Source organism: Enterococcus sp. DIV0800, assembly GCF_050559735.1.
In the GTDB taxonomy this organism is placed as follows: Bacteria; Bacillota; Bacilli; order Lactobacillales; family Enterococcaceae; genus Enterococcus_A; species Enterococcus_A devriesei.
This window is the reverse complement of record NZ_CP187898.1, coordinates 236,659-257,006: the sequence shown is the minus strand read 5'-3', so window position 1 is coordinate 257,006 and position 20,348 is coordinate 236,659. Positions and strand designations below refer to the sequence as shown.

Genomic DNA, 20,348 nt, shown 5'->3' with positions numbered 1-20,348 from the left:
CCGATCTCCTACCCTTCCACTCGTTGCAAGAAGCCAGCGATTTCATCTTTTGTTTTACGATTTTTATTGACTAAACGGCCCATTTCCTCGCCGTCATTAACTACAACAAAACTAGGAATCCCAAAAATATTCCATTCTGCAGCTACATCGATGTATTCATCTCGATCGACTTGAATAAATTGAAATTGAGGAAACGCTGCTTCGATCTCCGGCATTTGCGGCTTGATAAAGCTGCAGTCACCACACCAGTCAGCAGTAAAGAAAAACACATTCTTGCCTTTTTCCGCATAACCCGCTAATTCTTCAATACTTTTAGGGATAATCATTCCGTCACGACCTTTTCTTTTACTACTTTGATTATACACGTTTCCGACTTTTTGAGAAAGAAGAGGCGTCAATCCTAGATCAATAGCGAACAGGAACGTGTTCAAAAAAGATTGGCGCATGTTTTTCATTTCCGGGGTATCAATGGTAAAATAAAGCGAACAGACTGAAAGAGGAGGCAAGACTATGAGTACAGCGAAAAGATTCGCTCAAGGACTGGCTATCGGCTCGTCAATCGGATTAGCTGCAGGAGTTGCGACAAATCACTACTATCGAAAAAAGCAAAAGCTTTCTCCTGACAAAATCTTACATCAAATCAAGGCAGACTTTCTAAAAGAAGGCCCGATTGAAGGCTCTTGGATCTCTTTTGAGACCGAACGCATGCAAAAATTCGCGATTACAATGGATGTTCTTTCTGGTGGGATCACTCGTACCGAAGACGATCAATTAGTCGCCTATGAGTTTATAGCGGACGCGAAGACCGGTGCCGTTCTAAGTATTGACCGTGTGATTGAATAAGTAAAAGCTCTCAACTTTTCAAAAAGTTGAGAGCTTTCTTTCTTCTTATCTTATAAATTGATCGGTTCGCCGCCGGTCACTCCATAAATTTGCGAGGTGACATAGCTAGCATCATTAGACGCTAGAAACACATAAACTGGGGCTAGCTCTGCAGGCTGTCCCGCGCGTTCTAGTAATGAATCCTTACCAAATTCCGGCAGTGCATCCTTTGGTTGTCCTTGATCTAATTGCAGCGGTGTCCAGATTGGACCTGGTGCCACACCGTTGACGCGAATGCCTTTTTTCGCTAGCTGTGCAGCTAAGCTGACTGTGAAATTCGCAATAGCGGCCTTAGTTGTCGCATAATCCATTAAATGGTCGCTAGGGTTGAAGGCCTGTACAGAAGTCGTTGTGATGATACTGCTGCCAGCTGGTAAATGAGGAACCGCCTTTTGAACGAGATCAAACATTGAAATAATATTGACCTTGAAGGTATCTTCTACTTGCTTGATCGGCAGTTCTTCGATTGACGGCTGCGAGATTTGCTGAGCAGCATTTAATACCAACGTATCCAATCCACCAAAGGCCTCCACAGTTTTTTCTACCATTTCCTTCGGAGCCTGATCTTCCCGCAAGTCATAAGGTAATAACAAGGCTTTTCTGCCCGCTTTTTCGATATATCCTGCGACTTCTTTGGCGTCTTTATCTTCTCCCGGAAAATATTGAATCGCCACATCCGCGCCTTCTCTCGCATATGCGATAGCAGCTGCGCGGCCGATTCCAGAGTCTCCACCAGTGATCAGTACACGGCGATTTTCTAATTTTTTGTTTCCAACATAGCTTTCCTCACCACAATCTGGTTTCGGTGCCATCTCATCTTGTAGTGCCGGAGTGTCTTGATCTTGCTTTTTAAACTTATGCTCGTGAAACATTTTTCTCGGGTCGATTAAGTTGGGTTCAGTCATTTTATCTCCTCACTTTCTACTATAAGCTTAATAGATAATCAAAAAGATAAAAAATATTTTGCTTATTAGCTGAAAATGAAGCTATATCAAACTGTTTTTGCCAAAGAATCAATGAACCACTCTTCAAATTGGTTTGCATCCACGTTGATTGCTACTTCAGCATTAGCAGGTAGCCCCAGGAAATTTTCCAGATCAATTAAGGAAGCACCGTAAGTTAATGAGGCGGCCGTTTCGATCTCTACTCTAGTAGCAACTAGCGAAAAAATTTCCGGTTTTACGATCAACGCAATGGCTAAAGCATCGTACATACTCAACCCTTCCGAGAAACTGCCGCTGCGGTAATGAGTGAACAGCCGATAGATCATCTCGCCGATTTCACCAAATCCTTTGATTTTTTCTGAAGTGGCTGGCATGATCTTGGCTTGGTCCCCTACTTCTAACGGCGCAACTTGGATCGGTACTCCGCTATCAAAGACCATCTTCGCCGCTTCTGGATCAGCCGCAAAGTTAAACTCTGATAGAACGCCGGAATTGCCTCGACCAAGACTACCGCCCATCACGACAATCCGCTCGATTTTCGGCAAATCTTGTGGATATAAGTGCAGGAATAAGGCGATATCCGTTAAGGGACCGATTCCGACTAAAATCGTTTGCTCAGCCGCTTGGCTAACCACCTCGTGCATCGCCGCCACCGCTGTTTGAGTAGTCTCCGCAAAAATCCGTGGCTCAGGAAAATCATAACCATCCATGCCTGACGCTCCATGAATTTCACTCGCATCAATCCGTTCACGAACTAACGGCGTTTGACTACCCAAAACAACGCGTGGTTTCTTTTGATAAAGGGCCAATAATTTCTCAGTGTTGGCTTTTGTATAAGCTAAACCGACATTACCAAAGGTCGGGCAAATCAATTTCACCTCTAGTTCTTCACTAAAAAGGGCTAAAGCTAGGGCGACGGCATCATCGATCCCCGGGTCGGTACTGATAATGATTGATTTTTTGTTCATAGGCTCTCCTACTTTCTATTTCTCAAAAATATCATACAATAGCCGGCTTTATTTCGCCAATCAGCAGCCAAAAAAGAGCTGGGAGATTAATGTAATCCCAGCTCTTTTTTACATATAACCGTTGATCCAGAAGTAGCTTCTGTCTCAACCTCATGAATTTATTTTACCAAACGATAGATCGCATCTGCATAGATCACTGCAGAATTCAAGATGTCTTCTACTGACATGTATTCGTTCGCTTGATGCATCGTATCTTCAAAACCTGGGAATTGAGCGCCGTAAGCGACACCACGTTCTAGTAAACGACCGAATGTTCCGCCACCGATGACCATTTCTTCCCCTTTGATACCCGTGTGTTCTTCAAAAGTATCTAACAATGTAGCAACCAATGGATCATCTGCTGGTACATAGTGAGGCAGCATGTGGTGTCCACCTTGTGTGACTTTCACATCTGAGCCGAATAGTTCATCTAATTTGGCTTTGATTTCTTCAGCTGTTGTCCCTTTAGGATAACGGAAGTTCAAAGTGATATGGTTGTCATTGTCTTGACCATCTTTGAAGCTGAAGATTCCGGCATTCATTGTCACTTCGCCCATTTTTTCATTGTTGAAAGCGACGCCTAATTTTTTACCATAAACATCTTCATGGATATAGTTTGCACTGTTTTCGATGAAGGCTTTCGCCCCTTTGTCGAAGTCATAATTATTTAAGAAGACTGCTAAGAATGTTCCAGCATTGGTACCTAGTTGAGGGCTAGCGCCGTGGGCAGCTTTACCATCTAAGTGTAAAGTAACTGTATTGCCTGATACTTCCGCTTTTCCGCTAACTGGATTGTTTTCTACATAGTCGGCAAATTCTTTCGCTAATTTTTCAGCAGCGTCGCTGTCTGCAACTTTAACTTCTGCTACCGCATTGCCGGGAACCATATTTTCACGAAGTCCAGCTTCGAAGTTCACTAACACATAGGCTGTTCCGTTTGTTCCGTCAAAATGAGGAATCATTGTTACGTTCCCTTTTTCACCGTTGATGATTGGGAAGTAAGCATCTGGCGAGAAGCCAAAGTCAGGTTTTTCTTCATGTTCGAAGTAATAGTCCATATCTCCCCATCCGCTTTCTTCATCAGTACCAAAGACGAAACGAATTTTTTTAGAGATTGGCAACCCTAATTCTTTAATAATTTTTACAGCGTAATAAGCTGCTACAGATGGGCCTTTGTCATCGCTTGAACCGCGAGCGTATAATTTTCCGTCGCGAATTTCTGGTTCGTAAGGATCTGAATCCCAACCGTCACCAGCAGGTACTACGTCTAAGTGACCGAAAATTCCTAATGTTTCATCGCCTTCACCAAAATCAAAATGGCCGGCATAGTTGTCGACATTTTTAGTTGTGAAGCCATCGCGTTCTGCGATTTCAAGCATTTTTTCTAATGCTTCCACCGGTCCAGGCCCGAATGGTGCTTCTTTGGTTGCTTTGTCGTCTTCACGTTCACTTTTAATACGTAATAAAGTGAATAGATCCGCTAATAGATCGTCTTTGCGTGCTTCGACTTCTTTTTTAAAATCGATTGTCATTGAAAGATTCCTCCTTATTCGTTTTAATGAACTAATTTTTCAAGGAAAAATTAGTTCGATTCGAATGCCGTATATCATTCAACTAATCCATTCACATAAATGATACTCTCTACTTTTGAAACTTTTTTATTTCTTACGTAAACTGCGAAAAGTTGAACTGACACCCTTTAATTAAAACCATTATAATGATAGCATTCTCTGGGCTATAATAAAAATGAAAACTCTTTAATAAATGCTAGGAAAGACGCGGCTTTTTCACGTATAATGAGAACCATAATGAATTTTTTCGATTGAGCCACTAAATAATCGTCAAAAAAAATCTACTTAATGAAAGCGGGTGACAAAATGACGCAATTAACAGAAGAAATTTTACACCAAGTGATTACCTCACGACCTGAAAATTCTCACAAAGGAACCTTTGGGCGAGCAGTCTTAGTCGGCGGCAACGCGCAATATGGTGGCGCAATCCTTATGAGTGCGGAAGCCTGCATTAAAAGTGGCGCTGGACTGACGACCGTAATCACTGCCGAAAAAAATCATGGCCCTCTGCACACACGTTTGCCAGAAGCGATGGCATTAGATTTTTCTGAGACAGCTTTGATCCATGAAATACTAAAGAATGCGGATATCATTTTGATTGGTCCTGGCTTGGGACTAGATAAGGACGCACTGATCCTGCTAAAACGAATTTTAAAAAATCAACGGCAAGATCAATGGCTGATCATCGACGGCTCCGCGATTACTCTGTTTAGCAACGCTCAGTTATCCTTAAACTATCCAGCTCAAACCGTCTTCACACCTCATCAAGCGGAATGGGAACGCTTGAGTGGACTCGATTTCATCCATCAAACCGATGAAAATAACCGCTCGAAGCAGGTCCTTCTAGGGGCTAAAATCGTTTTAAAAAGTCATCGCACGACGATTTACGATGAGGCGGTGGCCTATTATCATAATCCTCTCGGCAATCCTGGGATGGCGACTGGTGGCATGGGAGATACCTTAGCTGGAATGATCACCGGTTTTTTGGCTCAGTTTGAAAAAAATACGGACACGATCGGTGCCGCCGTTTATCTCCACAGTTTGATTGGCGACGAGTTAGCTAAAGAAAATTATGTCGTCTTGCCAACAGCGATCAGCAGCGCTATCCCTCACTATATGAAAAAATACACAGACGAAAGGAAATAACCATGAAAAAATATCCCGGCTACGTACGTAAGCCCTTCTACTATGAAACAGATAAAATGGGGATCATTCACCACGCCAATTATATTCGCTGGTTTGAAGAAGCCCGTGTCGATGTGCTTTCCTTTATGGATTACCCGTTTGAAAAAATCGAAGCGGATGGAATCATGATTCCGGTCTTAGGCGTCAGCAGTGAATACAAAGAAATGATCCGCTTTGGCGATGAGATCGTCATCCAACCGATCGTTACAAAATACACCGGTACCCGGATGAATTTCGAATATCGGATTTATAAAGGGGATACCTTGGCTACCGTTGGTACTAGCCAGCATTGCTTTATGTCATCCGAGACCAATCGTTTGGTCCATCTAAAAAAACAACATCCTCGATTGCATGAATTGTTTTTAGACTATTACGAATCGACGAAAGAATCGCTATAATATAGAAGAGCCTCTGACGATTAAGACCGTCAGAGGCTTTTTCCTTCTTTTTCTATTCACAAACAATAAGATTTTCGAAAGTCTCAGAGTGTATCTGCTCTAATTATCCTTTTCTAAATTACCTACAACAAAAATATATGAGCAAGCACCTAGTAATGCAATTCCCGCAATGAAAACTAATGCAGACGAGAAGTTTCCATTTGCAACTAAAAAGCCAATAACAATTGGAATCACGATTGAAGATAAAGCTCCGCATAGGTTAAAGATACCACCAGCGAGTCCCAACAAATTATCCGGCGCTAGCAACGTTACAAAGACCCACGTGATAGTTGCAAGTCCATTCCCAAAAAAGGCGATTGACATAAAGGTGATAATCAAATAGGGATTCGACGTATAGTTTGCTCCCATGATCAACAAAGTTAATAGTAACCCTGTAATAACAGGAATTTTTCGTGACATACTTTTTGAGAAGCCCTTTTTACTTAATTTGTCTGATACATAGCCTGCCAATATTACTCCTACAAAGGCTGCTAAATATGGGATACTTGATAAAAATCCTGTTTTACTCAAAGATAGACCTTTTTCTTCTGTTAAGTAAGAAGGAAACCACGTTAGAAAGAACCAAAATGTTCCACTTATTGCAAATTGACCGAGATAAATTCCGATTAGTTTTTTAGTAAATAACTTTTTCAAATTTTCTCTCGTCAATTTTGCTTTAGGTTTTTCATCAGTTATTTCTTCTTCAAAGATTGCACCGCCGTCTTTAATATATGTCAATTCACTTTGGCTGACCCATTTATTTTTTTGTGGGTCTGAATAAATGATATACCATACAAAAGACCAAATAATCCCAATAGCGCCGGTAACAATAAACAATCCTCGCCAACCAATTGAATTATGGATAGCATATAAGATTGGCATTGAAAAAGCTAGGCCTAGAAATTGAGCTGAAGAATAAATACCAATTGCTGTGCCTCTTTCATTTTCAGGAAACCAATAAGAGATTGCTCGGTTATTTGCTGGCATCACAGGAGATTCGAAAAATCCGACACCTAAACGTAACCCTAAAAAGTGGCTAAAATTATGAATTCCGGCTTGAAAGAGTGTCATTAAAGACCAACCAAATAGACTGATAAAATACATAATCCGTGATCCAAACTTATCTAACAAAATTCCACCAGGTACTTGCATAGCTGCATATATCCAACCAAAAGCTGAGAAAATCAATCCTTGTTGAACCGTTGTCAAACCAATTTCCTTGGCTAATTCAGGCATTGCTATTGAAACATTCGTACGATCCATATAATTAATAACAATATTTACAAAAACCAAAGCAAGAATTAAATAGCGCATCTTAAACTTATTTTTAGGTTGTTCAACATTTTGTAATGTGTTCATTTTATTCTCCTTAGTATACTCTGACTTCAAACAATGACTTGAAACTGCTGCCGTTCGTCTCTAACAATTGCACTTCGATTTGATCAACCACTTGTGAATCCACTTTATGATTTCTTTGACGAACCCGATTATTAGCCACTTTAACGAGCAATTTGCGATCGTTACCGGAAATTGCCCAAATCTCGTAATCCTTGATTAATTCAGGCATTATCTCAAATGGCGTACGATGATGGTGTAAATTAACCAGGTCCTCGTTAACCTCATCATTTAATGTCAAAATGATCTCTGAAATCTTTTGTGGTTTTTTCCAACTCAATGTAATTTTCTCTGATTTTTTTGAGTTTAATTGAGAGACCCATAAATTAGGTGATCCATAGGGACGTTTATATCCATTTAAAAGCTGATTTCCAGAATAACCATCGGTCTCTACTTTAAATACAACATTTTTCCGATTTATTTTTTGATTCGTCCAGTAAAGAATCGGAGATTTTCTAGCATAGTCATGGAGTTCCGGTTGCTTCAATTCTTGAATTGGATCTTCTATAAAACTTAAGACACCTGGAATGACAGTTGGACTCAAAAAAGTAAAAACATTCACATTTTCTTTTAGTACAATAAAAATAGTTTGCTCTTCTGAAAGCTCAGGTAACGTAAGTGAATGCCATTGACGACCTGCTTTTGTTAACTGGATTGTTTCTGATGTTATCTTTTCTTGAGGAATATAATTTTCCTTACGACCAGTTAGATAGAAGTCTACTTCTAAGCAGGTCGCTCCCGTAGCTTCCAACAGAATACTCAATTTATTATTCTTTTTCGTTTTATAAAATTGAAATCCCTGTCCTTTTTCTAAAGACTGTTTCGTTAAACACTCGGATTCTGTATTGATTTCTTCCAACTCACTTGTGACGAATACTTGTGCTTCTTTTGCTAAATCATTTTTGTCTTCGTTTTTTAAACCAATGACAGAACCATCATTTTTCAGCAATTCCTGTTGATACTCCACTAAATGATGCTGGTAAATTTCTCTAGGAGTACAATTCAGATTATGAGCCATTGCAGCAGCGGTTCCTGCCGCTTCACCTAAAATAGCGCAAGTGGCCATAACTCGAATCGTTCCGAAAGCTACATGACTTGCAGAAACATTCCGTCCAGCAAAATATAAATTCTCAATGTTTTTCGAATATAACATCCGATAAGGTAAGTGGTAAATTCCATCTGCTACTACATGACGAGCACCCGCGGCTTGTGTGTACATTCCCGTTGCTGGGTGAAGGTCGATAGACCAACCTCCAAACGCAATCCGATCCTCAAAAAAAGTTTGTTTCTCAATATCTTGTTGAGTCAAAACGTAATCACCAATAAAACGTCGTGATTCTCTTTTTCCAGGAATTGTCCCTACCCATTCCAAGTCTAATGTGTCAGCGTCATATTCCCCTGAGTTCTTAATATAGTCCCAGATACCATATACTACAGAGAGCAGCTCATCCCTAATCTTTTCATTATCCTTGATTGTGTCTAATTCACCGCCCCATTCAATCCACCAATAAGCACAACCACTATCAGTTGGATTCAATGTTCGATTTTTAATTATTGATGTATCTTGGATTTTTTTAGCAAAAGTGGGAGCAATAAACTTAGTTTTTTCACCTGTATCTTTTGTATAAAATAGTAGGGTACTCCCCAGCAACTCATTATCAGAAAGTTCGGGAGCTAAAGATTCACCATAAGTACTTTGGCTTTCTCTCCCTATATGAAATTCTGCTTGTGCATTTGCTCCAACTGTTCCATCTCCAGTACAGTCTATAAAATAATCACCTAAAAACTGAAATACTTCCTCTGACCCTTGGGTTCTTGCTACTACCCCAACAATTTTATTTTCTTCCATCGTCACGTCTAGAACTTCTGTATTTAGATAAAGTTCAATATTTTGTTCTTTTTTTACTTTTTCGAGCAATAATAAATCCCACTGAAAAACATTCCCTTGAGGATTTCTAAATTGATTTTCTAAAAATAATTCTCCCATAATTCCGGTTTCTCTAGCGTAACGATTGACGCCATGTTTAGTGGCCCCACAAACCCAGACACGAACTTCACTACTGGAATTCCCACCTAATACGCTGCGATTTTGTACTAACGAAACCTTTTTACCTGCTCGTGCTGCAGCAATGGCAGCGCAAATACCAGCTAGTCCTCCACCCACTACTACAATCTCTTTTTTTATTTCTCTCATGTAACCGCTCTCCTAACTTTGATAGTTTTATTATAATATTTGTGATATATTCAACAATGTATTAATCAGTCCTGTTTTTGGCTTTTTTTGACTTTTGGAGGGAAATCATGGAAACGTTAAAAATTATTGATCACATTTGGTGGGAAAAAAAAGAGGAGTTTTTGTTAGCGGAAGATCAAGATAGTTTCTGGGTCATCTACTTACTAATTGAAGGAGATTGTCAATTTAGGATTGGGGATACTTCTGGTATTGCATCGAGTCCTAGTATACTGATTTGCCCGCCGAATATAGTATTTGAAAGAAAGGCATTAACTCCTCTTTCTTTTCATTTTTTTCGATTAGACTTAATAGGCCCCCATTCTTACTTACATTTACAATCTGGCCTTCATGAAATAACAAAGGAACGTTTAGTCTTGAATGAAGATATTTTGAGACAATATGTATACGATTTATCTGCTTATAGCTTTTTTATTCGAACACATTTAGTTCAAGACTTTCTACTTTTTAATAGCTTCCCCTATCGAAAACCAATTCAATCATTAACTCAACCAATGATTCATAACTCACGGGTTCTTGAAATACTTTATTATCTTGATACTCATTATCAAGAAGATCTTTCAATAGCTGATTTAAGTAAAAAATATTCTTTTAACGCTTCGTATCTATCACGGTTATTTAAAAAAGAGACCGGTTACACACCTAAAGAATACTTGTTAAACGTTCGCCTAAAAAATGTCCAACAATTGCTTGTTTCGACTAACTTACCGATTGAAGAAATTGCAGAGTTAACTGGATTTAAATACGGTTATTATTTATCTAAATATTTCAAAAAAATTTTTGGAATTTCTCCAAATAATTTTCGAAATAAGCATGTACTATAAAAAAAGGAATGATCCCTGCAATAAACAGAGATCATTCCTTTAATAATTTAAGTTAATTAATTATATTTTTTCTTCAAGTATAGATAGAATGGAATTCCTAATGCTGTAATCGCAATACCGACCATCGCTAATTGGAATTGGTTGATCAATGTCATCACTAAGATGAAGACTCCACCAATGATCGCAACGATTGGAATGATTGGGTAAAGCGGTACTTTGTAAGGACGAACCAAATCTGGTTCTGTTTTTCTCATTTTGATAACTGCGATAAAGACTAATGTGTAGAAGATCCAGATAACGAAGACCAACATATCTGTCAACATATCGAATCCACCGATCATCATCATACCGATGGCAATCACTAATTCTAAAATTCCTGCGATATAAGGAACTTGGTTTTTGTTTAACTTAACTAATTTATCAGAGAATGGTAATTGTTTTTCAAGACCCATTGTATAAGGCAGACGCATACCAGTCATGGTGTAGCCGTTGATTGTTCCGTATACAGAGATCAAGATACCGATGGTTACTAATTTACCACCCATACCGCCGAAAATTGTGTTAGCAACTTGCATTGCAGCACTGTCATTACCAGCTAGATCAGAGATATTCATTGTACGTAGGAATGCAAATTGAACTAATAAGTAAACAACCATGATTCCTAAGATCCCACCTGCAATCGCACGAGGTAAATCACGGGCTGGTTTTTTCAATTCGCCGGCGATATTACCGACGTGAATCCAACCGTCATAAGCAAACATTGTTGCTAATAAACCGGCACCTAATGCTGGGGCGAAGCCGCCAACTGCTGGGCCTGCTTCTACTGGGAACAAGCTAACCGTTACATCGCCTTGACGTAACAGACCGAAAATGACGATTAATGCCAAAGGTACTAATTTACAAACTAACGTAAATGATTGGAACATTCCGCCGGCTTTTGAGCCTAGGAAGTTGATCAACATGATTGAAGTTGCTGCGACAATTGCGATTGGCACTAACAGTCCTTGACTCATGCCGAACAAGTTAATGAACTGAGTTGAGAAGATGATCGCCAATGCTGCGACGTTTGCTGGGAAATAAATGATTACCTGCGCCCAACCTAATAAGAAACTCCAGAACTCGCCATAAGCGCGTTCGATGTAACGTAGCATACCTCCTGTTTCTGGGATTGCTGCGGCTAATTCCGCTCCGGTCAAGCCGGCACAGACGCTGATTAATCCTCCCAAGAACCAAGATAACATATGTAAACTTGTTGATCCTGTAACTGCTGCCACACTTGCGGCTTTAAAGAATACTCCCGCTCCGATTACGGTACCCATTACTGTTGAAAGGGCTGGGAAGAATGTCATTGTCCGTTTTAATTCACCTTCGTGTGAACCAACGACATCTTGCTGGTCGACTGCCATAATTTTTCCTCCTTATGGTTTGTGAAGCGGCACTTTGCTCACTTCTTAACTTGATTTTTTAAGAACATCAGACCTTATCACCTGATAAATTAAATAAAATAAAGAATTGCTCTATAACAACTATTCAAGGCGTAAAGTCTCTGTCCGGAGATTATTCTAACATGAGCAAAGAAAAAGGGAAACGTTATTTTTAACATTTCCTTTTTTCTTACTCTCCCCTCATGCTGCGTTAAGAATTACAGACTATTTTAAGAATTTACTTTCCCGAAAGAGATTTTTGTTTCGACACCTTCAGCTTCAAATTTTTCTGACAATCTTTCTAACATTTCGTCGGTCATTTTATCTAAATCAAAATGAGGATTAAAGTCCCACTCTTTGCGAGCGTCGCTGTCGTCGATTGAGTTTGGCCAAGAGTTGGCAATGCCTTGACGAACGGGATCAACATCATACTTCATTTCGAAGTCTGGAATACGACGTTTGATTGAAGCGGCGATTTGTTCAGGTTCAAACGCCATCGCTGTAATATTAAATGAGTTACGATGTTCTAAACGGCTAGCATCCGCGTTCATTAATTTTACGATTCCTTCGATTGCATCATCCATATACATCATATCCATATAAGTTCCTTTATCAATGAATGATGTGTAAGATTTGTTTTTCAATGCTTCGTAATAAATATCAACTGCATAGTCTGTTGTACCGCCACCAGGTTCTACTTTATATGAGATTAAACCAGGGAAACGAACGGAACGAGTATCAACACCATATTTTTCATGGTAGTAGTTTTCCAATAATTCACCGGCTACTTTCGTGACACCATACATTGTTGTTGGATGCATCACGGTATCTTGTGGTGTATTATCTGGTTCAGCATCTGGTCCATAGGCCGCAATTGAAGATGGTGCGAAGAATTTTGTTTCTGGTCCGATTTCACGAGCCACTTCTAAGGCATTCATCAAACCAGTCATATTCAAGTTCCAAGCAAACGCTGGACGTTTTTCGGCTGTAGCTGAAAGTAATGCTGCTAAGTGAATAATGGTATCTACTTCATAACGTTTTGCCATATCTAAAAAGTTTTCGTAGTTTGTTACGTCTAATTCTTCAAATTGACCATTTTCAACGACTGGACTACCTTCAACCGTACGAATGTCTGTTGAGATAACATTTTTAACACCTAAGTCTTTACGTAATCTTTCCGTTAATTCTGATCCGATTTGTCCTAACGCACCTGTGATTAATACTTTTTTCATGACTGTGACTTCCTCTCTCATTATCCTATTTTGGTTTTGATGATCAGTTTTATTTGATGATATCTAATTCTTTACCGACTTTTTCGTAAACTTTGATTGCATCATCTAACATTTCTTTTGTATGACCGGCATTCGGCATGTTCCGTACACGGCCAGTTCCTAAAGGTACAGTTGGGAACACGATTGGTTTTACATAGACGCCGTTTTCAATTAATTTCTTAGAGAATTCTTGCGCTAATTTTTCATCACCAACAATAACTGGTGTGATTGGTGTTTCTGATTTACCAATGTCATAACCAATCCGTTTTAATTCTGATTTGAAGTAATTCGCATTTTCCCAAAGTGTTTCAACATATTCAGGATGGTTTTGAATCAAATCAATCGCTTCGATACAAGCACCCGCAGCTCCTGGAGTTAAAGAAGTTGAGAATAAGAATGGACGTGCTTGAGATTTTAACCAAGTGATTAGCTGTTTTGTCCCAGCGACATATCCGCCAACAACACCGATCCCTTTCGATAACGTACCCATTTGGAAATCAATATGATCTTGCATGTGGAAGTGTTTCACTGTTCCGCGACCTTCACCCATAACACCCGTTCCGTGAGCGTCGTCTACATAAGTGATCACATTGTATTTTTCACAAATTTCTACGATTTCAGGAATCTTAGCCACGTCGCCGTCCATTGAGAAGACGCCGTCAGTGATATACATTACTTTGTTGTATTCGCCGCTTTCAGTTGCTGCTTTGGCTTTCGCTTCTAAATCTTCCATATCTTGGTGATTGACGCGGATGATTTTTGCGCCGGATAAACGACAGCCATCAATGATTGAGGCATGATTCAATTCATCTGAAAGGATCGCATCGCCTTTTTTCATCACTGCTGAAATTGCGCCCATGTTACAGTTGAACCCTGATTGGAAAGCAATCGCTGCTTCCGTCCCTTTGAACTCAGCAATTTTTTCTTCTAATTTTTGGTGAATGTCTAAAGTTCCGTTGATTGTCCGAACAGCTCCGGCTCCAGCACCATAATGTTTCGTTGCTTCAACGTCTGCTTCGATCAATTCTGGACGAGTAGCGAATCCTAGATAGTTATTAGAGGCTAAGTTGACCATTTTTTTACCATTCACAGTAATGATTGGTCCATTGCTTCCTTCTAAAACATCGATTGTGTTAAACAATCCTTTTTCCTTTAAATCTTCCAAATTCGTTTCTAGAAATTGGTCAAGAACTTTTGAACTCATAACAATTCTCCTCCATACTGATTATTGCGCAATTTAAGTTGTTATTTTTATTAGCGAAAAAAGCGAACAGCTTATTTTAATGTTTGCGCTTTCGTAATTTACACTCTTAGTTTATCGACGATTGATAACGTTTACAAGTTTGTGAACAGACAATTCTTTGAATTATCATAAAACTCAAACCAATTCTAATAGATTTTATTTAATAATTGGTCTTGGCCCCTTTTTAACATAACATCCAAAAAAATATTACTTAAATGGAGAAAGCTTTTAAATGAATGATCTTTCACAATAAAACGCAAATTTATTGATTAATCCTAAAAAAATACTTATTCAATACTTTTTTAACGGAAATATTTGAAGCTAGTTTGCTCACAAAGAAATTTTGACTATCAGTTAATTTGAATAAAAAACATTTTTTTCTATCACGAATTTTTTCTAATACAATTCAAATAAAAAAGGGAAACGTTTTCATTTAAATTGAGATTTTAGCTTTTTTAGCCATTTATTTGTGAAAAACGACGGTTTTTTACACAAAAAAAGGCGTTCAAAAGGAAATCTTTTTTATTTTCTAAGCCAAATTTTGAAGTGTTGACATTAAACCACCAACTTTTTCATCTGTTTTTTATTAGCGCGCAAAAAAGAGCCGCCACATGATGGACCGCTCATCGATAGATATTTCCTTAAACAAATAGAAACGAGATGCTAGACTCCGCATCTCGTTTAGTCATTCTTATGGCAAATCATTTCCCGCTGCAAAATATACGTCATACCATTCTTGCTTCGTTAACGTAATCGCTCCGCCAGCCGCACTTTCTTTAATACGCTTAGGATTCATCGTACCCAGGATCACTTGCATGTTCGCTGGGTGCCGTAAGATCCAGGACACCGCGATCGCATTTTTATTCGTATCATATTTCTTGGCTAATTTCGCCAATAGCTCATTTAATTCTGGGAATTTGTCGTTATCAACAAAGACTCCTTCAAAGAAACCATATTGGAATGGTGACCACGCTTGGATCGTCACATCATTGCGGCGAGCAAACTCCAAGATGCCGCCATCATGATCGAAAGAGCGTGTATCCGTCATGTTGGTATGCATTCCATAGTCTATCATCCCTGTATGCATGATAGAGAATTGCAATTGGTTGATCATTAGTTTTTGATCTACAACGGCTTGCAACATTTGGAATTGTTCTGGATTGAAGTTGGATACACCGAAGTGGCGGACTTTGCCATTGGCTTGTAAAATATCGAAAGCTTCCGCGATTTCTTCAGGTTCCATCAATGGATCTGGACGGTGCAACAAATAACTATCTAAATACTCGATCCCCATCCGTTTCAAAATACCGTCTACTGAATCTAATAAATATTGCTTTGAAAAGTCATAGCGCTTCTCATCACCGGTGACGATACCACCTTTTGATTGAATGAAAAATTTATCTCGCGAGATTTTTGCTTCCTTTACTGCTTCGCCAAAAATCAATTCTGATTTCCCATTACCATACATATCTGCTGAATCAATAAAATTGATTTCATTTTCTAAAGCTGTATCTAAAACTTCCGCCGCCTCGGTTGAAGTTAGCGCTGCCATTCGCATGTTGCCTAAAGCGATTGCTGAAGTTTCCCAATAGCTGTTGCCGATTTTACGTTGTAACATAGGGTTCATCCTCTCTGAAGAAACTTTTACTTACCTCTAAAAGTATAGACTATTTTGAACAAATTGCTAGTGAAAAAGATGGGACAATTAATTGTCGACCCTCCACTTATTCCTGTCAGTATCAAACAGCTCCGGCTTGACCCTCTTTGACTTTCTCCGTATGCTAGTTTTTATAAGGGAGGGTTCCTTGATGTATTCGATGCTAAAAAAAATCATTACAGAAAAAGATATTTACCGTCAAATTTTACTATTAGAGCAGTTGCTTAATCACTCCCAGCTAACCGCGAAAGAATTGGCAGAAAAAACTGGAACGACCCAGCGGACCATTTTTTCTGATCTTCAGCTCATCCGCGATTATCTGCCAGAAAATTGGGAATTAGATACAGATAGTAGCGGGATTCGTTTAGTCACTGATGGGAATTCGCTAACCAATGATATTTGGGAAGTGTTTTTACCTCATTCAGTAAGTTTACAATTAATTAAACAGCTGTTCTTTACTAAAGAGCTGAAGGTCTCTGAGTTTCTCGCTGAAACAGGAATCTCATACGAAACGCTGAAACGCCATAAAAATAAAATCAATCAACAATTAGCTCCTTATCAGATAAAAATCAAATTAACCACCCATCAAGCAAGTTTAACTGGTGCTGAAAGTGCCATTCGAATTTTCTATCATCGCCTGCTGCTCCCCTTCACCCATAACAATTATTTCTTTGAGGATTATTCGATTCATGAGGAGCATTATTTATATTTTCTAACTAGGGAACTCGCTGGTGACACGGCAGTCGATACAGAACAGATTTTTGGTATTTGCTGGTTCTTTATTAACAGCATTCGAATCAAGGCAGGCTGCCGGATTGATGACTTCAGCTACGATTTCAATGATTCCTTGTTTAAGCTATACGCGCCGCTTTTGCAGCAGCTCTATAAAAAAGAAGGCATTTATTTGCAAGGCTCGGATATCTTTTTTGCTTTTTTCTGCTTTTTAGAAAGTTGGAATTACGATAATCACTTAGGGTCTCAGGTTGCTAAAATCCTTACTAATGATTATCTCTTTTTATTGGAACAAGCCCAACGAACGGTTCAGGAAATTGCAAATGAACTGCAGCTGCCTCAACTGCTAACGACTAACCTAACTGAAAATTTACTGCTGCTTCTATTAAAGTATGCCGAATCACCAGCATTATCGCAGCAATTTCAATTAGAATATCAGGAATTGTTGATCCAGCATAACGAAGGCTATCCAAGTCTAAATGATAACGGAAGGAAACTTTTTGAGGGGCTTCCACAATTTTCTACGATTGAAGACACCACTTATTTCGTGAATCTTTTTCTGCTTTTGAGCCGCCAAGCCATTTCATCCATTCACTCGGATACTAAGATCGTTTATTTTATTTTTCAAAGCGAACCCGCTTGGAAAAGTTTCCTTTTTCAAGAGCTGACTGATTTTCTAGGTAAACGAGTCAAACTTGTTCCCATCGAAATTTCTCAATTATCTACTGCTGAGATTGCAGAAGGGACTTTGCTGGTGTCAAACATCCCGTTGGACTCGATAGCAATTCCGGTTTTCTATTTATCAACTACGCCAACAAAAAATGAGCTCAGTCAGTTGATTGAGCTCACCTCTAGTTCTTATTTCTAAACGAAACGGTTAGACGGCTATGAATTATTGTAGCGGCTGACCGTTTTGGCTTTTCTTTGGAAGATTCCTTTACTGATTCGCTTCTCTAGTTCTACTACAAAGAATAGTAGTAACGCATTTCCAAGTATCACTGTTTGTTGTCCTAAGCTTAGTGCTGTCGTTCCTATCAACTGTTGACCGATAGGTAAGAAAACGACGGCGGCTTGTAGTGAAATAAGAATACCTAGTGAAATAAATAGTACTTTATTCTTCAACATACCACGATTGATTGAACGATCAAGCCTTTCACGACAGTTGATCATGTAGACCGCTTGGCCGATCACAATATTTTGTAGTAGGATGGTCTGCTGCAAAGCTGCCCCTTCAAAACGCATCGATAACAAGTAGGCAGGGACCATGATCAGTAAGGATACATAGATAATCCTGAAGAAGCTGTAGCCTGTCAAAATCCCCATCTTTGTATCTCTTGGCGGGCGATTCATCGTATCTTTACTAGCCCCTTCAAAACCTAACGCATACGATAAAGTAATCGTGGTGACCATGTTGACCCATAAAATTTGAATGGGGGTTAATGGCAGTGGGCGATTCATTAATAAGGCAAGAATAACGATCAAGCCTTGCGCCAAGGCTGTTGGTAAAAAGAAATTGATTGTTTTCTGCAAGTTGTCAAAAATTCGCCGACCCTCTTTGACTGCCTTGATAATCGTATAGAAATTATCGTCAGCCAAGACCATGTCTGCGGCTTGTTTACTGACTTCGCTACCTTTGATCCCCATCGCAATCCCAATATCTGCCTGTTTTAGTGCAGGAGCATCATTGACTCCATCGCCAGTCATTCCGACAACTTCTTCCTTCTTTTGCAGGGCGGTCACGATCCGTAACTTATGCTCTGGTGTTGTCCGAGCAAAGACGTCTACCTGCTCAACTTGCTGTGCCAACTCTTCATCTGAAAGGCGATCAAGATCCGCTCCTTCTAAAATTTTTGAGGTGTGCTTTAAGCCAATTTGTTTACTGATCGCTTGTGCCGTCGCTTTATGATCACCTGTAATCATTTTTACAGAGATTCCTGCCTGCTGTGCCTTTTCAACGGCTTGAATGGCACTTTCTTTTGGTGGATCAATGATTCCCGCCAAACCAGCGAAGGTTAGTTCTGATAATGATTCATGCGTCAATGCTTCTTGCGGGCTCACTTTTTTATAGGCAAAGCCTAGTACCCGTTGGCCTTTGCTGGCTAACTGCTCGCCTTGATTCTCCCAGTTGGCTTTTTCTTCCGTCGTCAAGTCAGCTTTTTCCAACAATACTTCAGGTGCACCTTTAACAAAAATCACTTGCTCATGATCAGCGGGATGCATCGTCGCCATATATTTATAAGAAGAACTAAAAGGAATTTTACCTAAAACTTGTTTTAGGATTTGTTTTTCCTCAGCTATGTATTTTAAGAGTGCCAACTCAGTCGGATTTCCTTGGATTGTTTCAATCGCTTGGTCATCTTGGGTTTTTAATTCCTGACAATTATTCATAATTTCTTTTACGATCGGCGCTTCTTCCGTCACAACTTCGGTTACAGTCATTTCATTTTTCGTTAACGTTCCTGTTTTATCCGAGCAGATAACCGTCATCGAACCTAATGTTTCCACTGCTGGCATTCCTTTAATGATCGCATTTTCCTTCGCCATTTCTTTCACACCCATCGAAAGGATCATCGTTAAAACGGCTGGCAACCCTTCTGGGATCATCGCTACAATCAGCGCAATACTGGCAGAGAACATCAAGTTCCAATCCATACCGTATCTAAAGGTAGTAAAGAATAGTAAGAACACGATCAGTGCTAAAATCCCTCTAAAAATCTGTTTGTTCAATTGATGCATCTTTTTAACTAGCGGGGTCGTTTGCGATTGGATTGATTGTAAGGCCTGATTGATTTTACCGATCTCAGTATCATTTCCCGTTTCGACCACGATCCCTTTAGCCGATCCTGTCTGAACCAGCGTTCCTGAAAAAGCCATATTCAATTGATCACCGGCAAGCACATCCCGGTCAATAGCAGCAATACTTTTTTCAACTGCTTCTGACTCTCCAGTTAGGATAGATTCTTCGATGCTTAAGTCATGGACTTCAATCATTCTTAAGTCTGCGGGAACGACATCCCCAGCCTTTAATACTACGACATCTCCTTGGACTAATTCTTCTGAAGCGATTTTGATTGGCTGTCCTTCATTCAGAACAGTCGCCTCTTGTCCCATCATTTGTTTCAGTCCATCTAATGATTCTTCTGCCTTTCGTTCTTGCCAATAACCGACAAAACCGTTCACGATGACAACTAAGAAAATAATGCCGCCTTCAACAAATTCTCCTGTTGCAAATTTTAAAAGCGCCGCAACGATCAGAACTACCATCAATAAGTCCGTAAAATGTTTAGCGATTTTCTGCCAAGTCTTTAATTGCTTTTTTTCTTCTATCTTATTTGGTCCATTTTTCATCAATCTTGATTCACGCTCTTGTTTATTTAGACCTTGCTTTTGTGCTGCGGTCTTCTTTAGCATTTCTGTACTCGAAAGTTTATACCATTTCATAATTATTCCTCCATATCATTTACTTGATACCCTTAGTATACGGAGAAATAAGTTTTTCTAAGGTCGATAATTTCAGTCCAACCT

General features: G+C 39.4%; 16 protein-coding genes. 5 read left to right on the top strand and 11 right to left on the bottom strand.

The features are described 5' to 3' along the window. Positions 1–8: 8 nt before the first annotated feature. The gene (locus tag IGI54_RS01245) at positions 9–446 is read right to left on the bottom strand and encodes a thioredoxin family protein (RefSeq protein WP_430621464.1); all 438 of its coding nucleotides are present in this window, start codon (positions 444–446) and stop codon (positions 9–11) included. A 64-nt stretch (positions 447–510) separates the two neighbouring features. Between IGI54_RS01245 and IGI54_RS01240 the strand changes: the two genes are divergently transcribed. After that, positions 511–843 (top strand): hypothetical protein, encoded by a 333-nt coding sequence (locus tag IGI54_RS01240; RefSeq protein ID WP_430620910.1) that lies wholly within the window; start codon positions 511–513, stop codon positions 841–843. Between the two features lie 50 nt (positions 844–893). Here IGI54_RS01240 and IGI54_RS01235 read toward each other — a convergent pair whose 3' ends face one another. The 3 genes from IGI54_RS01235 to pepV all read right to left on the bottom strand — a co-directional run bounded on the left by IGI54_RS01235 (position 894) and on the right by pepV (position 4,365). Beyond that, positions 894–1,787 (bottom strand): SDR family oxidoreductase, encoded by an 894-nt coding sequence (locus IGI54_RS01235; protein WP_430620909.1) that lies wholly within the window; start codon positions 1,785–1,787, stop codon positions 894–896. A gap of 86 nt (positions 1,788–1,873) precedes the next feature. Continuing rightward, a complete protein-coding gene (locus IGI54_RS01230; protein ID WP_430620908.1) occupies positions 1,874–2,794 on the bottom strand; it encodes a nucleoside hydrolase in 921 nt (306 codons plus the stop codon). 158 nt (positions 2,795–2,952) lie between these two features. Then, the gene (gene pepV / locus IGI54_RS01225; protein WP_071861626.1) at positions 2,953–4,365 is read right to left on the bottom strand and encodes a dipeptidase PepV; all 1,413 of its coding nucleotides are present in this window, start codon (positions 4,363–4,365) and stop codon (positions 2,953–2,955) included. 345 nt (positions 4,366–4,710) lie between these two features. Between pepV and IGI54_RS01220 the strand changes: the two genes are divergently transcribed. Then, positions 4,711–5,550: an NAD(P)H-hydrate dehydratase gene (locus IGI54_RS01220; RefSeq protein ID WP_430620907.1), complete on the top strand. Its 840-nt coding sequence runs from the start codon at positions 4,711–4,713 to the stop codon at positions 5,548–5,550. A gap of 2 nt (positions 5,551–5,552) precedes the next feature. Continuing rightward, positions 5,553–5,987: an acyl-CoA thioesterase gene (locus tag IGI54_RS01215; protein WP_430620906.1), complete on the top strand. Its 435-nt coding sequence runs from the start codon at positions 5,553–5,555 to the stop codon at positions 5,985–5,987. A gap of 99 nt (positions 5,988–6,086) precedes the next feature. Here the strand turns inward: IGI54_RS01215 and IGI54_RS01210 are convergent, their stop codons facing one another. Together IGI54_RS01210 and IGI54_RS01205 are read right to left on the bottom strand one after the other, a co-directional pair. Further along, positions 6,087–7,385: an MFS transporter gene (locus IGI54_RS01210; RefSeq protein ID WP_216429716.1), complete on the bottom strand. Its 1,299-nt coding sequence runs from the start codon at positions 7,383–7,385 to the stop codon at positions 6,087–6,089. A 10-nt stretch (positions 7,386–7,395) separates the two neighbouring features. Continuing rightward, positions 7,396–9,615 carry an FAD-dependent oxidoreductase gene (locus IGI54_RS01205; RefSeq protein WP_430620905.1) on the bottom strand — a complete coding sequence of 740 codons (2,220 nt, stop codon included), beginning with the start codon at positions 9,613–9,615 and terminating at the stop codon, positions 7,396–7,398. Between the two features lie 107 nt (positions 9,616–9,722). Here IGI54_RS01205 and IGI54_RS01200 point away from each other — a divergent pair, with 107 nt between their 5' ends. After that, positions 9,723–10,496 (top strand): AraC family transcriptional regulator, encoded by a 774-nt coding sequence (locus IGI54_RS01200; RefSeq protein ID WP_430620904.1) that lies wholly within the window; start codon positions 9,723–9,725, stop codon positions 10,494–10,496. Positions 10,497–10,552: 56 nt separating this feature from the next. Here the strand turns inward: IGI54_RS01200 and IGI54_RS01195 are convergent, their stop codons facing one another. The 4 genes from IGI54_RS01195 to IGI54_RS01180 form a co-directional block, all read right to left on the bottom strand. After that, complete coding sequence (locus IGI54_RS01195) at positions 10,553–11,902, bottom strand: APC family permease (RefSeq protein WP_430620903.1); 1,350 nt, start codon at positions 11,900–11,902, stop codon at positions 10,553–10,555. 248 nt (positions 11,903–12,150) lie between these two features. Next, positions 12,151–13,152, bottom strand: a complete 1,002-nt coding sequence (locus IGI54_RS01190; RefSeq protein WP_071861633.1) for an NAD-dependent epimerase/dehydratase family protein — start codon at positions 13,150–13,152, stop codon at positions 12,151–12,153. A gap of 49 nt (positions 13,153–13,201) precedes the next feature. After that, entirely contained in the window at positions 13,202–14,395 is a 1,194-nt protein-coding gene (locus tag IGI54_RS01185) for a glycine C-acetyltransferase (RefSeq protein WP_071861634.1), read from the bottom strand. Between the two features lie 730 nt (positions 14,396–15,125). After that, complete coding sequence (locus IGI54_RS01180) at positions 15,126–16,052, bottom strand: aldo/keto reductase (protein WP_430620902.1); 927 nt, start codon at positions 16,050–16,052, stop codon at positions 15,126–15,128. Positions 16,053–16,242: 190 nt separating this feature from the next. Here IGI54_RS01180 and IGI54_RS01175 point away from each other — a divergent pair, with 190 nt between their 5' ends. Then, a complete protein-coding gene (locus IGI54_RS01175) occupies positions 16,243–17,691 on the top strand; it encodes a helix-turn-helix domain-containing protein (protein ID WP_430620901.1) in 1,449 nt (482 codons plus the stop codon). Positions 17,692–17,708: 17 nt separating this feature from the next. Here the strand turns inward: IGI54_RS01175 and IGI54_RS01170 are convergent, their stop codons facing one another. Further along, positions 17,709–20,264 (bottom strand): HAD-IC family P-type ATPase, encoded by a 2,556-nt coding sequence (locus tag IGI54_RS01170; RefSeq protein ID WP_430620900.1) that lies wholly within the window; start codon positions 20,262–20,264, stop codon positions 17,709–17,711. Positions 20,265–20,348: the final 84 nt, after the last annotated feature.

Coding starts and splice junctions, on each gene's coding strand:
- IGI54_RS01180 (WP_430620902.1), bottom strand. CDS start 16,052: ATGTTACAACGTAAAATCGGCAACAGCTATTGGGAAACTTCAGCAATC.
- IGI54_RS01195 (WP_430620903.1), bottom strand. CDS start 11,902: ATGGCAGTCGACCAGCAAGATGTCGTTGGTTCACACGAAGGTGAATTA.
- IGI54_RS01230 (WP_430620908.1), bottom strand. CDS start 2,794: ATGAACAAAAAATCAATCATTATCAGTACCGACCCGGGGATCGATGAT.
- pepV (WP_071861626.1), bottom strand. CDS start 4,365: ATGACAATCGATTTTAAAAAAGAAGTCGAAGCACGCAAAGACGATCTA.
- IGI54_RS01215 (WP_430620906.1), top strand. CDS start 5,553: ATGAAAAAATATCCCGGCTACGTACGTAAGCCCTTCTACTATGAAACA.
- IGI54_RS01235 (WP_430620909.1), bottom strand. CDS start 1,787: ATGACTGAACCCAACTTAATCGACCCGAGAAAAATGTTTCACGAGCAT.
- IGI54_RS01200 (WP_430620904.1), top strand. CDS start 9,723: ATGGAAACGTTAAAAATTATTGATCACATTTGGTGGGAAAAAAAAGAG.
- IGI54_RS01190 (WP_071861633.1), bottom strand. CDS start 13,152: ATGAAAAAAGTATTAATCACAGGTGCGTTAGGACAAATCGGATCAGAA.
- IGI54_RS01185 (WP_071861634.1), bottom strand. CDS start 14,395: ATGAGTTCAAAAGTTCTTGACCAATTTCTAGAAACGAATTTGGAAGAT.
- IGI54_RS01210 (WP_216429716.1), bottom strand. CDS start 7,385: ATGAACACATTACAAAATGTTGAACAACCTAAAAATAAGTTTAAGATG.
- IGI54_RS01220 (WP_430620907.1), top strand. CDS start 4,711: ATGACGCAATTAACAGAAGAAATTTTACACCAAGTGATTACCTCACGA.
- IGI54_RS01170 (WP_430620900.1), bottom strand. CDS start 20,264: ATGAAATGGTATAAACTTTCGAGTACAGAAATGCTAAAGAAGACCGCA.
- IGI54_RS01240 (WP_430620910.1), top strand. CDS start 511: ATGAGTACAGCGAAAAGATTCGCTCAAGGACTGGCTATCGGCTCGTCA.
- IGI54_RS01245 (WP_430621464.1), bottom strand. CDS start 446: ATGCGCCAATCTTTTTTGAACACGTTCCTGTTCGCTATTGATCTAGGA.
- IGI54_RS01175 (WP_430620901.1), top strand. CDS start 16,243: ATGTATTCGATGCTAAAAAAAATCATTACAGAAAAAGATATTTACCGT.
- IGI54_RS01205 (WP_430620905.1), bottom strand. CDS start 9,615: ATGAGAGAAATAAAAAAAGAGATTGTAGTAGTGGGTGGAGGACTAGCT.